The organism is Rothia nasimurium, assembly GCF_014217215.1.
Classification (GTDB): Bacteria; Actinomycetota; Actinomycetes; order Actinomycetales; family Micrococcaceae; genus Rothia; species Rothia avistercoris.
The window spans coordinates 2,009,327-2,023,512 of the sequence record NZ_CP056080.1 but is presented as its reverse complement, the minus strand read 5'-3'; the positions used below and the strand labels follow the sequence as shown (position 1 = coordinate 2,023,512).

Sequence of the window (14,186 nt, the reverse complement as noted above, 5' to 3'; positions counted from 1 at the left end):
ACATGTCGCAGATTCTTGACGGCACCGCTACCGCCGCCCAAATCAAAAAAGAACTGGCCGAACGCGTCGTCGCCCTGAAAGAAAAGGGTGTTACCCCCGGCCTGGCGACCGTGTTGGTGGGCGATGACCCGGCCTCCCGCTCCTACGTGGGCGGCAAGCACCGCGACTGCGCCGAGGTTGGCATTGCCTCCATCAAGGTGGAGCTGCCCGAGACCATCAGCCAGGAAGAGCTTGAAGCTGAGCTCGAAAAGCTGAACAACGACCCGGCCTGCACCGGCTACATCGTTCAGCTGCCCCTGCCCAAGCACATCGATACCAATCGCGTTCTTGAGAAGATTGCCCCCGAGAAGGACGCCGACGGATTGCACCCCATGAACCTGGGTCGCCTCGTCCTCAATGTGGGTGAACCCCTGAACTCGCCCCTGCCCTGCACCCCTAACGGTGTGATTGAGCTGGTGGAACGCCACGGTATCTCCTGGAAGGGTAAGAAGGTTGCTGTGCTGGGCCGCGGTATTACCGTAGGTCGCCCCCTGGGTCTGCTGCTGACCCGCAAGGACGTCAACTCCACCGCCACCCTGGTGCATACCGGCACCGAGGATGTCAGTGCAGCCCTGCGCGATGCCGATATCATCGTGGCCGCTGTGGGTGTTGCCCACGCCGTGAAGGCTGATCAGGTCAAGGACGGGGCTATCCTGCTCGATGTTGGTGTCTCCCGTATCGAGGACCCCGAGACCGGCAAGAAGAAGCTGACCGGCGACATCTCACCCGAGGCCGCAGCTAAGGCCAGCTGGTACTCACCCAACCCCGGCGGCGTGGGCCCCATGACCCGCGCTATGCTGCTGGTCAACGTGGTAGAAACCGCAGAACGCCAGGCTGCCTAAGCTAAAGCGTCCACGAGAATCGCCGAGTGCCTACCAAGAGTGTATGCACTCGGCGATTCTCGTATGCACTCACGGAAAAAGAACTACCTCTTGACCTCTATCTCAAAGTCGTAGCGGTCACCCCGGTAGAGGGTCTGGGTGCTTTCAACGGGCAGGCCGCGCACGGTGTAGCCCACTTTTTCAACGCGTAAGGCGGCCGCCCCGAGGGGAACCCCCAGCCGGGCTGCTTCTGCCTGGGTCAGGTTGGTTGCTACCACCCGCACGGTTGCGGTTTCCACTTGGAAGCCGGACGCCCGCATCTGGGCATCGAGCGAGGCAGATAGCTCGGGCTCCACATGGGAGAAGGCCTCGGGCAGGAAATGGGCGGTTTCAAGAGCGATAGGGGAGCCGTCCGCCTGCCGCAGCCGCTGAATCTGAATCACCTTGGCACCGGCGTCCAGATTCAAATCGCGCTGAACCGCCAGCGGCGCCTCGATGAGGTGGCAGGTGAGGGTGAGGGAGTGGGGGCGATGGCCTCGCGCTGCCATGTCATCTGTGAAAGAGCGCAAGGACGGCGCCCGCATTGGGTGCTTGCGCGGGGCAACGTAGGTACCTGACCCCTGCACATGGTAGATAAGGCCGGCGTCAGCCAGTTCCCGTAGGGCCCGGCGGACGGTGTCGCGTGAGACGCAGAAGATATCCTGCAGCTGCCGTTCTGTGGGCAGGGGCATGTTCTCATCGGCCGGGCAGATATAGCGCTCTTCGATGAGCTGGGCGACCTGATGGTACTTCGTTTCACGTGATGAGGGCATCATGTACCCCACTTTACGCTTAAGTTGGGCCTGCGATTCAGCGCGGCCTGGCTTCCTTTGACATAATAGAGGTCATGCAGTCGAACGGTTCAGAAAAAACAGCACAAGAGCAGAACACCAAGGTCGTCCTGATAGGGGCGGGCATCGGCATGGCAATTCTCGTTGCCCTGCTGGCCTGGGCTATCGTCCAGTCAGCCCGCGAGGAGTCGGTGCTGGGTTGGATTCTGGCCGGTATTATCGCAGCCTGGCTGGGTATCGCAGCCTACCTTCTAGTGAACGTCAACCGCACCCTGGTGGCCCAGCGCAAGGCCTACGAGGAGCACGCCGTGAAGCGCGCCGAGTACGAGTCTGATGTGCACACCGAGAAGCTCGCCCACTCTTTCCAGATTTGCCTGGTGCAGTCAAAGGTGATTGCTGAGCAGCTTGAGGTCAACGACGAAAACTCCCGCGACATGATTGATCGCGCTATCGACACCATTAACTTCACCGCTAAGAACGGTATGGAACTGGCCCGTGAAGGGGCCTAAACACAGCGAAGGACGCCCCGTGAGCAAGTCACAGCAGACCACTCCCGAAGAAAACATCAAGGCTAAGATTCCCAACGCGGCAACCGGTGCGCCGCGCGCTTTCTCGGGCGCCCAGCCGTCCGCGGATTCCATGCACCTGGGTAACTACATCGGTGCGGTCAATAACTGGGTTGACCTGCAGAAAGACCACGAGTGCCTCTACTTCATTCCCGATATGCACTCGATTACCGTGCCCCAGGATCCGGCGGTTCTGCTGGAGCGCACCCGCAAGACTGCGGCCCAGTACATCGCAGCCGGTATCGACCCCGAGAAGACCCCGCTCTTCGTCCAGTCACATGTGCCCGAGCACGCCCAGCTAGCCTGGGTGCTTAACTGCATTACCGGCTACGGTGAGGCTGCCCGCATGACCCAGTTCAAGGACAAGGCAGCTAAGCAGGGTACCGATAACGCCTCGGTGGGGCTCTTCACCTACCCCGTCCTTATGGCAGCAGACATCCTGCTCTACCAGGCCGACGTGGTACCGGTGGGTGAGGACCAGCGTCAGCACCTGGAGCTAACCCGCAACCTGGCCCAGCGCTTCAACTCCCGCTTTGGCGACACCTTTGTGGTGCCTGAGCCGGTCATCCTCAAAGAGACTGCCAAGATTTATGATCTGCAGACTCCGGATTCAAAGATGAGCAAGTCGGCAACCACCGATAAGGGTATTATCTGGTTGCTCGATGACCCCAAGAAGACCGCCAAGAAGATTAAGTCTGCGGTGACCGATGCGGGGAGCGAGATCACCTATGACCGCGAGAACAAGCCCGGTGTTTCTAACCTGCTGTCCATCTACTCGGCAGTGACGGGCAAGGCCATTGACGACATTGTCGCTGAATACGAGGGCAAGATGTACGGCCACCTCAAGGTTGACCTGGCGGAGATTGTGGTTGAGGAGCTATCGCCCATTCGCGAGCGCGCTCTGGAACTCATGGACGACCCGGCGGAGCTAGACCGCCTGCTGGCCATCGGTGCCGGTAAGGCCCGTGAGATTGCCTCTGTGACCGTGAAGAATGTGTATGACGCGGTTGGCTTCCTGCCCGCTCTCTAAGAGTTAGACGACCTAGCCTGGTGGCTTCTTCACCGACCATAGACCCCGACCGCAGGTACCTCAGCATCGTTGCCGAGGTACCTGCGGCGGTGTCTGCGCGCCTGGTCAGCTGGCGGGCGAGCCAGGGCATGGTAGGCCCCGTTGCAGAAAGCTGCCACATTACGATTTTGATTAGCGAGGACGCCGGCGGCGACCCCCTGCGCTCCATTGAGCAGGTGGTGGCCGGCATCGGCCCCGTGCAGGTGGATCTGGGCCCGGCCGCAACCTTTGAGCCGGTTACCCCCGTAACCTATCTCCCCGTTGTCGCCGGGGCAGATAGGCTCACCTTGATTCATGTAGCCTGCCAGAAGGCGGTAGGGGAGTCAGTGTCACCTTTTCCCTACGAGCCACACCTCACCCTAGCCAACCATGCCCCGGCCCCTGCCCTGGCGGCGTCCTTGCAGGACTTTGCGAGCCTTCCGCCTGAGCTTTCGAATTTCACCATCGACCAGCTGACGGTCTACCGCTATCACTCAGGTAGCTGGCAGCAGCTGGGAATAGTGCGCCTCTAAGACATGGGGCGTCGCAGGCTCACGCTCGCTGCCGACCCTCTCGCCTGGTTCGCTTCGCTCACAAGGCGATTCACGCCAGCCACCGAGCCAGCAGCTTCGCTGTGAGCCTGCTCCACCAAATCTTGTGAACAAGTTTCATCAACAGAAAAGGCCCTGCTTCTTCGCACCATGAGCGAAGGGGCAGGGTCTTTTGAGTGAGCTGTGTTTAGTGGTCAGAGTCCACTTCGGTAGTGGTGACCAGTTCAGCGGTGCGGGAGATACCGTTGATTTCGTTGGGTACCTCGGGCAGGTCGATGCTGGCAAATACCTCGGCGGTGCCGTCGGCAATCTTCGCTAGAGATACAACGTGTAGCTTCTTGGTGGCGGGGTCGGTGACGTAGGCGGTTTCGCCGTCAACCCAGATGGCGGGGCGGGGGTCCTGCCAGATTTCTGATTCGGTCCAGGAGTCCATGATGTCGACGGAACCCAGCTCGGTGCCGTCCTCAGCCCAGAAGCGGAGCTTGCCGTCGGTTGTCAGCAGCAGGTGGGAGCCTTCGGGGCCGCGGGCCAGTGAACGGAAGGTGTAGGAGACGCCTTCGGGTAGGGCGATTTTAGTGCGTTCCTTGGTGATGGTGTTGATCAGGGCGAACTGTTCGGGGCGTTCGAGCTCGGCGTCCTGGTCGGTTTTGTAGTCGGCAAGCACGATAGCTGAATCAGCTGAGCCGGCCTGGTTGCCGGAGCGGGAGTAGGGATCTTCGGGGTTGGTGACCTTGGTGAAAGTGCCGTTTGTGTAGATGAGGGCGCCGTCCTGGCAGCCAACGGTAAAGGTGTCGTTAGCGGCGATCGCTTCGCCGTGAATGCCGGGGCAGTCGAGGTTTTCGGTGACAACCGAGCCGTCTGCGTTGATGATGGCTGCGCCGGTGCGGGCGTCCTCGGTGCCTACCGATACCAGGTACTGGTTGTTCTCGAGGGGGATGGCCAGGCCGTGGTGGGCGTCGGGTAGGGTGATGGTTTCGGTGCTGACGCTGGTGGCGGTGTACTGGTCAGTACCGGTTAGGTCGGCGGGGGAGTAGACCTCTATGGTGCCGGTGTTGTCAGCGAACATGGCTGAGCGGCCGTAGTCGGTGATGACGTGGCCGGTGCCGTCCGCTGCGAAGGACAGGGAGGTGAGGGTGGGGGTGGTGGTGTAGTAGTGGTCGTGGTCGCCGTGGGCCTGGGTCCAGGCGCCCATGTCGAGTATGGTGTAGGAGGAGCCGTCGGCTACGACCAGGTGGCGGTTGTCGCCGGCGGGCTGTATGCGCAGGAAACCTTCTTTTTCAATGGTTTCGATGACTTCAAAGGTCTTGCCGTCCACAATCATGATTCCGCCGTCGTAGGTCAGTGCGATGCGGGCTGAGGGGGTGGAGGCTTCGGTGATGGCTGCGCGTTCTGCGATTGCGGTTGCGGTGGCGCTGGCCTGGTCGCTGCTTGAAGTGGCGGAGGGGGCGGACGCTGCCCCGCAGCCTGCAAGGGCAAGGGCGAGGGTGGCGCTGATGAGGGTGAAAAGAGGACGAGAGGTGTTGTGCATGCCCACCAGTCTAAACTAAATGAGAATCATTTGCATAATGTGAGTGCCAAAAAAGACCCGCACCGTTTTCTCAGTGCGGGTCTTTAGGTAACCTTGGTGGGCTAGAGCAGGTTGTCTTGGCCCAGTTCTTTCAGGGTGTTCACGGTGTTCTTCACGCTCTGGGCGTCGTCGCGTACGGTGACGAGCAGGGCATCTGCGGTGTCAACGATAACAACATCTTCAATACCGATGACCGAAATTTTACGGCCGGTGTTGTTGACGACGATGCCGGTGGATTCTTCGCTGATGACGCTGGACTTATCGCCCAGCACGAAGAGGTCATCGCCGCTCTTTTCGATGTTGAGGCGGGCTACGGCGTCAAAGTCGCCTACGTCGTCCCAGCTGAAACGTCCGGGAACCATAGCTACGTCGCCGGCCGCAGCGGCAGGTTCAGCTACTGCATAGTCGATGGCGGTCTTGGGTAGGGTGTCCCAGAGGCGGTTCATGCAGGCTTCGCGTGCGGGGGTGTCCCAGGCGCGGGCGATTTCCATGATGCCAGCGTAGAGCTCGGGCTCGTTGGCTTCGAGATGCTGCAGCATGAGGGCTGCAGGAGCCACGAACATGCCGGCGTTCCAGGTGTAGTCGCCGCTGGCTACGTACTCGGTTGCGGTGGCCTCGTTGGGCTTTTCGACAAACTGCTCAACGGCAAGGACGCTGGGGGCGTCTTCCAGCCCCAGATTCTGGGTGGCCTTGATGTAACCGAAAGCGGTGGAAGGCTCGGTGGGTTCGATGCCGATGGTGACGATCTTGCCGGAGGCTGCTGCGTGTACGGCCTCGCGTACTACGGCCTGGAATTCTTCGACCGGGCTGATGATGTGGTCAGCGGCGAAGGAGCCAATGATGGCCTCGGGGTCACGCTCGTGCAGAATAGCGCAGGCAAGGCCAATGGCGGCTGCGGAGTCGCGAGGTGAGGGTTCGAGTACCAGGTCAGACCCGCGCAGCTCTGAGAGCTGCTGGGTGACGGCGTTGGCGTGGGCCTGTCCGGTGACGACAAGGACGCCATCGGCTGCGAGGTCAACCAAACGATCGTAGGTAGCACGGAGGAGGGATGAACCTGTCCCGGTTAGGTCAAGCAGAAATTTAGGTTCTACGGCGCGAGAGAGGGGCCATAGGCGGGACCCTACGCCGCCAGCCGGAATGAGGGGGTAGAACCGTTCAAGTGGTGTTCTCATTGTTTCTACAGTGTACCCAGAATTGAAGTCATAATGATGAAATCTTTTCCTTAAACTGTACGGCGCCGGTCACTTTTGACGGAAAACTTCACGGCGGCTTCCGCATGATAAAGCCGATAGCTGGCTTAAGGGCATTAAAACCTTGCCTATTTCCCGGAAATACGGGGGTAAGAGATGGTGACACGGTGTAAGTAAGCGGCCCTAAAACCTGCTAATCTTGCTGTTGAGTAGAACACACAATACGTATGTTGCGTGGGCGCACAGATGGTCTCAACCTATCGGTGTGTCGTCTCGCATCACACAGGAGGTTATTCAGTGCCGAATACATCCAAGGGCACGCTGTACCGCGGCCGTGAAGGTATGTGGTCGTGGGTTGCCCACCGCATTACCGGTATCGCCATTTTCTTCTTCTTGCTGGTTCACGTGCTTGATACCGCCGTTGTCCGCGTCTCTCCTGAGGCATACAACGCCGTCATGCACATCTACAAGAACCCCATCATGGGTCTGGGCGAAGCTGTTCTGGTAGCAGCTATTGTCTACCACGCCTTTAACGGTATCCGCATTATCCTGGTGGACTTCTGGAAGAACGGTGCCAAGAACCAGAAGGCTATGCTCTGGGGCGTCCTGGTGCTCTGGGCCGTCGTCATGGTTCCCTTCCTCATCCGTCACTTCATGCTCGTCTTTGGGGGTCACTAAGACATGGCAACTCCTCTGAAAACCAAGATTTCGGTTCCCCGCAGCCGCGACAACACCGTCTCGGGCGTCAAATACAACCGAGCCTCGTCCAAGCGCAACAACTTCGAGATGTTCGCCTGGCTTTACATGCGTGTCTCCGGTGTTCTGCTGGTCATTCTGATTTTCGGTCACCTCTTCGTCAACCTCATGATGGGCGAAGGCGTGCACCGTATCGACTTCGGTTTTGTCGGCGGTAAGCTGGCTAACCCCTTCTGGCAGGTCTGGGATCTTCTGCTCCTGTGGCTGGCTATGCTGCACGGCGCTAACGGCATCCGCGTCATCATCGACGATTACGCAGAAAAGGACGGCGTGCGCTTCGCCCTGAAGGTAGCCCTCTTCCTTGCCACCGCTTTCGTGATTCTTCTGGGCACCCTGGTCATCTTCACCTTTGACCCCTGCCCCGCCGGTGCAGGCGCAGACCTTCTGCCTTCCTTCTGCACCGCCCCGTAAGCTATTGGCGCTCTAGATTTTAGAAAGAAGCATTCACACAATGCAGGTACATAAGTACGACGTCGTTATCATCGGCGCAGGCGGCGCAGGTATGCGAGCCGCTATCGAAGCTGGCCAGCGCGTCCGCACCGCTGTGCTCACCAAGCTCTACCCCACCCGCTCCCACACCGGTGCTGCCCAGGGCGGCATGTGTGCGGCTCTGGCTAACGTTGAAGAGGACAACTGGGAGTGGCATACCTTTGACACCATCAAGGGCGGCGACTACCTGGTAGACCAGGATTCAGCTGAGGTCATGGCCAAGGAAGCCATCGATGCCGTTCTCGATCTTGAGAAGATGGGTCTTCCCTTTAACCGCACTCCCGAGGGCCGTATTGACCAGCGCCGTTTCGGTGGCCATACCCGCGACCACGGTAAGGCTCCTGTGCGCCGCGCCTGCTACGCAGCAGACCGCACCGGCCACATGATTCTGCAGACCCTCTACCAGAACTGCGTCAAGCACAACGTAGAGTTCTACAACGAGTACTACGTTCTTGATCTGGTTATGGTTGAGGACGAGGAGGGCGTCCGCCGCCCCGCAGGTGTTGTCTCCTACGACCTGGCTACCGGCGACGTCCACGTCTTCCAGGCCAAGAGCGTTATCTTTGCCTCCGGCGGCTGTGGCAAGATCTTCAAGACCACCTCCAACGCCCACACCCTGACCGGTGACGGCATGGCAATTGCCCTGCGCAACGGTATTCCGCTGGAAGACATGGAGTTTGTGCAGTTCCACCCCACCGGCCTTGCAGGCCTGGGCATCTTGGTTTCTGAGGCTGCCCGCGGTGAAGGCGGTATTCTGCGTAACTCCGACGGCGAACGCTTCATGGAACGTTACGCCCCCACCATTAAAGACCTGGCCCCCCGCGATATCGTGGCCCGTTCCATGGCGAACGAAGTTCGTGAAGGCCGAGGCTGTGGCCCCAACAAGGACTACGTCCTTCTGGACCTCACCCACCTCGAACCCTCCCACATCGACGAGAAGCTCCCCGACATCACGGAGTTCGCTCGCACCTACCTGGGCGTTGAACCCTACACCGAGCCTGTCCCGGTTTTCCCCACCGCCCACTACGCCATGGGCGGCATCCCCACCAACATCAAGGCAGAGGTACACTCCAACTCCGAGGACATCATCCCCGGCCTCTACGCTGCCGGTGAGGTTGCCTGCGTATCGGTCCACGGCTCCAACCGTCTGGGTACCAATTCCCTGCTCGACATCAACGTCTTCGGTAAGCGTGCCGGTATCTACGCGGCAGAATACGCAGCCTCAGCTGACTTCCTGCCCGTCCCCGACGACGCAGCAGACGCCACCCTGGAACTGCTCAACCAGATCCGCAACGGCGAAGGCACCGAAAAGGTAGGCCAGCTGCGCAAGGAATTGCAGGACGTCATGGACGCCGACATGCAGGTGTTCCGCACCGAGGCAACCATCCACAACGCCGTCAACAAGATTGTTGAGCTCGAAGAGCGTTACAAGAACATCCAGATTCAGGACAAGGGCAAGCGCTTCAACCTCGACCTGCTTGAAGCGGTCGAGCTGGGCTTCCTGCTGGAACTGGCCAAGGTTATGTCTGTGGCTGCCCTGCACCGCAAGGAGTCCCGCGGCGGTCACTTCCGCGAAGACTACCCCGACCGCGACGACGCCAACTTCATGAAGCACTCAATGGTCTACCTCGATGAGAATGCCGAGATGGAAGGCATCAAGGGCCTGCGCTTCGACACCAAGCCCGTGACCTTCACCCGCTACGAACCGATGGAGCGTAAGTACTAAAATGGCTGATTTTGAAGCACGTGAACCCGAATCCAAGGTTGAGCTGAAGTCTGAGTCAGGCGAAGCGGGCGCTATTCCCACCTTCGACGTGACTGTGCAGGTTCGCCGCTACAACCCCGAAGAGTCAGCAGAAGCCCACTGGGACGAATTCAAGCTGACCATGTACGGTACCGACCGTGTGCTCGATGCCCTGCACAAGATTAAGTGGGAGATCGACGGCTCGCTGTCCTTCCGCCGTTCCTGTGCCCACGGTATCTGTGGCTCCGACGCCATGCGCATCAACGGCCGTAACCGCCTGGCCTGTAAGACCCTGCTCAAGGATCTTGACCTGTCCAAGCCTATTACCGTGGAGCCCATTAAGGGCCTGCCCTGCGAGAAGGACCTGATTGTTGATATGGAGCCCTTCTTCCAGGCATACCGGGAGATTATGCCCTTCCTGGTCAATGACACCCACGAGCCCGAGCGTGAGCGTTACCAGTCCCAGGAGGACCGCGCCCGCTTTGATGACACCACCAAGTGCATCCTCTGCGCTGCCTGCACCTCCTCCTGCCCGGTCTTCTGGACCGATGGCCAGTACTTTGGCCCCGCGGCTATTGTCAATGCCCACCGCTTCATCTTTGATTCCCGTGATGATGCAGGGGATATGCGCCTAGAAATCCTCAATGATAAGGAAGGCGTCTGGCGTTGCCGTACCACCTTCAACTGCACCGAGGCCTGCCCCCGTGGTATTGAAATCACCAAGGCTATCGCTGAGGTCAAGCAGGCTATCCTGGCCCGCTCCCTTTAATCGGTTTTCTGCCAGGCTAGCAGGGGGCTTGTCCTTTAGGACAAGCCCCCTGCTTATATTTTGTTATAGCTTTAAAAAGTTTTGGCCCCATCTGGTAACAGATGAGGCCGAAAACTACGTCTTATTTGCAGGTGCCGGTGGTAACCGGCTGATCGTTGCCGGCGTTGGAGTTGGGGAGGATGGGGCCTGAACCATTGAAGTAGAGGATAGTGTCCCTGTTGTAATTGGTGGAGTTACCCTCGTTGGACCACTGAATCTTGGGGTAGCACTGACCTTCGATGCGCAGGGGGGTGCGACGGGAGTCATCGACGCTGGTGCCGTGGCGCTGGGGGATAGTGATAGTGGTAGAGTATGAACCACTCTTGCCGGAGGAAGAAACAGACAGGGTGCTCTTAGGAGTAATACTAGATGACCCTGTGCTACCTGAGCTATCCCAGAGAAGACGGGCCTGGCAGTTAACCCGGTTAACAGAGATATCCTGGTTAACGGTCAGGGTGACGGTAAACTGCTTGGTTGCGGTACCCTTGGCCGGTGAGGTAGTCAAGGTCGAGGAACCATCTGCCGAGTAGTCAACCCCGGGAACGTTACCGCTACTCATATTGAAAACCCATGAGACGGTCTGACCTGCGTAGAGCATACCATCTGGAGAATTTACTTGTAGAGAGACAGTGGTTCTCTGCCAGTTAACGTTACCCTCACCGAAGAAGAGAGAGCATATGCTACCGTAGGGGGCATTGGCAGAAGGATCCGGTGATGCTGCGTAGGCGGGAATCGCTGAGGTGGCAAGAACTGCAGGGGTGGCCCAGGCTGCTCCCTTTGCAATATTGCGACGCGAAATTTGTTGTGACATGATGCGAGATTACCTTACTAATGAAACACGAGGTGTAAGCAGTGAGAGAGAAGAAAAGCTATAGGGGAAGATGATTCCTACTGTTCATACTCTGCCACACGATACGCCATCGTACCATATTCAGCTCCTGCCAGGATAAGATTAGTAATACTAATTTGTTGCAGGTGGATCAGTCAAAAATACGATGGTTTGTCTATATATTCTATTGCTCTGGGGGTAAACAGGGGTGAAACTTGATTAAAATCTCTCTATAATTAACCGGGCAGGTAAACTAGTGTGGTTTTGGCGGCCTGCCTCTTTTTGTGCCTTCTCCAGTTCTTTAGGGTTTATGGTATTGGTATGTCCTCTTACAGCTTTGCCGCCAGTTCTCTTGACCTGACCTCCCCCATCTTCGCCCAGCGCATTAGGGCTTTAGTGCCCGAGCTGATCGCCTTCCGGCGCCAGGTCCATCAAAACCCTGAGCTGTCCTACCTTGAGAACAAGACGACCGAGCGTATTTTTCGTACCCTCACCGAGGCGGGGTTAGCACCCAAGCATTTGAAGGGTACCGGCTGCTACGTGGATGTGGGTTCTGGCCCGATGGCCGCTGCCCTGCGCGCCGATATCGATGCCCTGCCGATCCAGGAGGAAACCGACCTCCCCTACGCCTCGCAGGTCGATGGCGTCATGCACGCCTGCGGGCACGATATTCACCAGACCGTCATGCTGGGGGCGGCTATTGCCCTGCACCGCCTTCACCAGGAGCTTCCCCTGGGCGGCACCGTGCGCATTATCTTCCAGCCCGCTGAAGAGCAGCTGCCCGGCGGGGCGGTGGACGTCATTGCCCAGGGCATCCTCGAGGGTGTGCCCCGCGCCTTCGCCCTGCACTGTGAACCCAAGGTTGACGTGGGTAAAATCGGTACCCGCATCGGTGCCATCACTAGCGCCTCCGACACCATCAAAATCACTCTTAAGGGCCGCGGCGGTCACACTTCCCGCCCGCACCTGACCGAGGACGTCATTTACGCCCTCTCCCAAATCGCGATCAATGTGCCTGCCGTGCTCTCGCGCAAGACGGACGTCCGCTCCGGCGTGCTGGTTGCCTGGGGGCAGATTGAGGCGGGGGTGGCTCCCAACGCTATTCCGTCCACCGCTTTCTTGGCGGGTACCATGCGCTGCCTGGATGCGGACGTCTGGAAGCAGGCCGGTGCCATGCTCGATGAGGTGGTCGATCAGATTGCTGCCCCCTACAACGTAGAGGTTGAGCTTGAGCATTACCGGGGGGTGCCGCCGTCCGTCAATACCGAAGATGAGGTTGCCATGGTTGAGGCGGCTTCCCGTGCGGAGCTGGGGGAGGACTCCGTGGTTCTGGTGGAGCAGTCCATGGGCGGGGAAGACTTTGCCTGGATGCTCCAGGAGGTGCCTGGCGCTCTGATTCGTCTGGGTACCCGCGTGCCCGGTGGAGTGACCTACGACTTGCACCGGGGCGATTACGTGCCGGACGAACGCGCGATTGAGTACGGGGTGCAGGTCATGGCCGCGACCGCGTTGCGGGCTATCCGTTCGGAGCTATCTCGCAGCTAACCTCCGGGAAGTTACCGGCGGGTAACTTTTTTCAGAAAATTTTTTTGAGAGGGCAGGACGCCCGTTCCCGCTCCCGGGGGCGGTCTCCTGCCCTCTGTGATTAGCTCAAATACATATTCTGTGTGATTAAACAGCAGGAGCCTGTTGCACGGTTCACGCTTTTTGAAGTAAATAGGGGGTGAATGGGAAGCTGAATCATACTAAGATGTGTTGTGTTACACAGATTTTCTCTGAAAGCACCACTCACACACAGTTGGCGTAAACTATGCGCCGCCCGCTTTCAGGGCCGTACGAAAAGGACCTTCATGGCTTTCTCACGTAAGCACGTTGCATCCACCGGTTCCATCCTGGGTATCTCAGCCCTGCTGCTGTCAGCATGTGGCGCTGCCCCCGAAGAATCATCCTCAGCCTCCGGCGAGAGCAGCGACTACCTGGGCTGCATCGTTTCTGACTTCGGTGGTTTCCAGGATAAGTCCTTCAACCAGAACTCCTACAAGGGCCTGAAGGACGCTGTTGACGAATACGGCATCGAGTACAAGGAAGCTGAATCCACCACCGAAACCGAGTACGGCCCCAACCTCGATCAGATGGTTCAGTCAGGCTGCAACCTGACCGTTACCGTTGGCTTCGGTCTGGCAGATGCTACCAAGGAAGTAGCAGAAGCTAACCCCGATATGCACTTCACCATCGTTGACGATAACTCCATCGAGCTCGACAACGTGCGCCCCATCGTCTTCGACACCGCCCAGGCTGCCTTCCAGGCAGGCTACCTGGCCGCTGCCCAGACCAAGACCGGTAAGGTCGCAACCTACGGCGGCATGGAATTCCCCACCGTTACTATCTTCATGGACGGCTTTGCTCAGGGCGTTGCCTACTACAACGAGCAGAAGGGCGCCAACGTTGAGGTACTCGGCTGGAACACCGAGAGCCAGTCAGGCACCTTCACCGGTGACTTCGAAGATGCCACCAAGGGCAAGACCAACACCCAGAATTTCCTGGACCAGGGCGCAGACATCATCCTGCCCGTAGCTGGCCCCGTAGGTTCCGGCACCCTCGAAGCCGTCAAGGAATACAACGCCACCAGCCCCGAGAACCCCGCCTCTGTCATCTGGGTTGACGCTGACGGTGTTGAAACCAACCCCGACTTCCAGGACATCATCCTGACCTCCATCATGAAGAAGATGGACGCCGCTATCACCGAAACCATCAAGTCAGACATGGACGGTAACTTCACCTCCGACGCCTACATCGGCACTCTGGAGAACGACGGCGTTGGCCTGGCCCCCTTCCACAGCTTCGAATCAGCAGTCTCAGACGAGACCAAGGCTGAGCTCGACAAGATCAAGGAAGACATCATCTCAGGTACTATCAAGGTTGAAACCGCAGGTACCCCCACCGCCTAA

At 58.8% G+C, this 14,186-nt stretch carries 14 protein-coding genes; 10 read left to right on the top strand and 4 right to left on the bottom strand.

Annotation, left to right across the window (positions count from 1 at the left end):
• Window positions 1-2: 2 nt before the first annotated feature.
• A complete protein-coding gene (locus tag HWU94_RS09210; protein WP_185173466.1) occupies window positions 3-881 on the top strand; it encodes a bifunctional methylenetetrahydrofolate dehydrogenase/methenyltetrahydrofolate cyclohydrolase in 879 nt (292 codons plus the stop codon).
• Between the two features lie 83 nt (window positions 882-964).
• On the opposite strand, the gene HWU94_RS09205 is transcribed toward HWU94_RS09210, so the two are convergent.
• A complete protein-coding gene (locus tag HWU94_RS09205; protein WP_185173465.1) occupies window positions 965-1,675 on the bottom strand; it encodes a GntR family transcriptional regulator in 711 nt (236 codons plus the stop codon).
• A 71-nt stretch (window positions 1,676-1,746) separates the two neighbouring features.
• Between HWU94_RS09205 and HWU94_RS09200 the strand changes: the two genes are divergently transcribed.
• Genes HWU94_RS09200 through HWU94_RS09190 form a run of 3 tightly spaced genes read left to right on the top strand, consistent with a single transcriptional unit; the run spans window position 1,747 to window position 3,837 of the window.
• Window positions 1,747-2,199, top strand: coding sequence for a hypothetical protein (locus HWU94_RS09200; protein WP_185173464.1), 453 nt, complete (start codon window positions 1,747-1,749; stop codon window positions 2,197-2,199).
• A 19-nt stretch (window positions 2,200-2,218) separates the two neighbouring features.
• Complete coding sequence (trpS, locus tag HWU94_RS09195) at window positions 2,219-3,286, top strand: tryptophan--tRNA ligase (protein ID WP_185173463.1); 1,068 nt, start codon at window positions 2,219-2,221, stop codon at window positions 3,284-3,286.
• A gap of 20 nt (window positions 3,287-3,306) precedes the next feature.
• Window positions 3,307-3,837: a 2'-5' RNA ligase family protein gene (locus HWU94_RS09190; protein WP_185173462.1), complete on the top strand. Its 531-nt coding sequence runs from the start codon at window positions 3,307-3,309 to the stop codon at window positions 3,835-3,837.
• 205 nt (window positions 3,838-4,042) lie between these two features.
• On the opposite strand, the gene HWU94_RS09185 is transcribed toward HWU94_RS09190, so the two are convergent.
• Complete coding sequence (locus tag HWU94_RS09185) at window positions 4,043-5,383, bottom strand: hypothetical protein (RefSeq protein WP_185173461.1); 1,341 nt, start codon at window positions 5,381-5,383, stop codon at window positions 4,043-4,045.
• A gap of 101 nt (window positions 5,384-5,484) precedes the next feature.
• On the bottom strand, window positions 5,485-6,594 hold the full coding sequence (locus HWU94_RS09180) for a mannose-1-phosphate guanylyltransferase (RefSeq protein WP_185173460.1): 1,110 nt from the start codon (window positions 6,592-6,594) through the stop codon (window positions 5,485-5,487).
• Window positions 6,595-6,909: 315 nt separating this feature from the next.
• On the opposite strand from HWU94_RS09180, the gene sdhC reads away from it, so the two are divergent.
• The 4 genes from sdhC to HWU94_RS09160 are packed head-to-tail and all read left to right on the top strand — an operon-like array spanning window position 6,910 to window position 10,370.
• The gene (gene sdhC, locus HWU94_RS09175; RefSeq protein ID WP_244955950.1) at window positions 6,910-7,290 is read left to right on the top strand and encodes a succinate dehydrogenase, cytochrome b556 subunit; all 381 of its coding nucleotides are present in this window, start codon (window positions 6,910-6,912) and stop codon (window positions 7,288-7,290) included.
• 3 nt (window positions 7,291-7,293) lie between these two features.
• On the top strand, window positions 7,294-7,779 hold the full coding sequence (locus HWU94_RS09170; RefSeq protein ID WP_185173459.1) for a succinate dehydrogenase hydrophobic membrane anchor subunit: 486 nt from the start codon (window positions 7,294-7,296) through the stop codon (window positions 7,777-7,779).
• A 40-nt stretch (window positions 7,780-7,819) separates the two neighbouring features.
• Complete coding sequence (gene sdhA, locus HWU94_RS09165) at window positions 7,820-9,583, top strand: succinate dehydrogenase flavoprotein subunit (protein WP_185173458.1); 1,764 nt, start codon at window positions 7,820-7,822, stop codon at window positions 9,581-9,583.
• Between the two features lies 1 nt (window position 9,584).
• Entirely contained in the window at window positions 9,585-10,370 is a 786-nt protein-coding gene (locus HWU94_RS09160) for a succinate dehydrogenase iron-sulfur subunit (protein WP_135011168.1), read from the top strand.
• 121 nt (window positions 10,371-10,491) lie between these two features.
• Here HWU94_RS09160 and HWU94_RS09155 read toward each other — a convergent pair whose 3' ends face one another.
• Entirely contained in the window at window positions 10,492-11,220 is a 729-nt protein-coding gene (locus HWU94_RS09155; RefSeq protein WP_185173457.1) for a hypothetical protein, read from the bottom strand.
• Between the two features lie 339 nt (window positions 11,221-11,559).
• Between HWU94_RS09155 and HWU94_RS09150 the strand changes: the two genes are divergently transcribed.
• Together HWU94_RS09150 and HWU94_RS09145 are read left to right on the top strand one after the other, a co-directional pair.
• The gene (locus HWU94_RS09150) at window positions 11,560-12,783 is read left to right on the top strand and encodes an amidohydrolase (protein ID WP_185173456.1); all 1,224 of its coding nucleotides are present in this window, start codon (window positions 11,560-11,562) and stop codon (window positions 12,781-12,783) included.
• A 305-nt stretch (window positions 12,784-13,088) separates the two neighbouring features.
• Window positions 13,089-14,186, top strand: a complete 1,098-nt coding sequence (locus tag HWU94_RS09145; protein WP_185173455.1) for a BMP family protein — start codon at window positions 13,089-13,091, stop codon at window positions 14,184-14,186.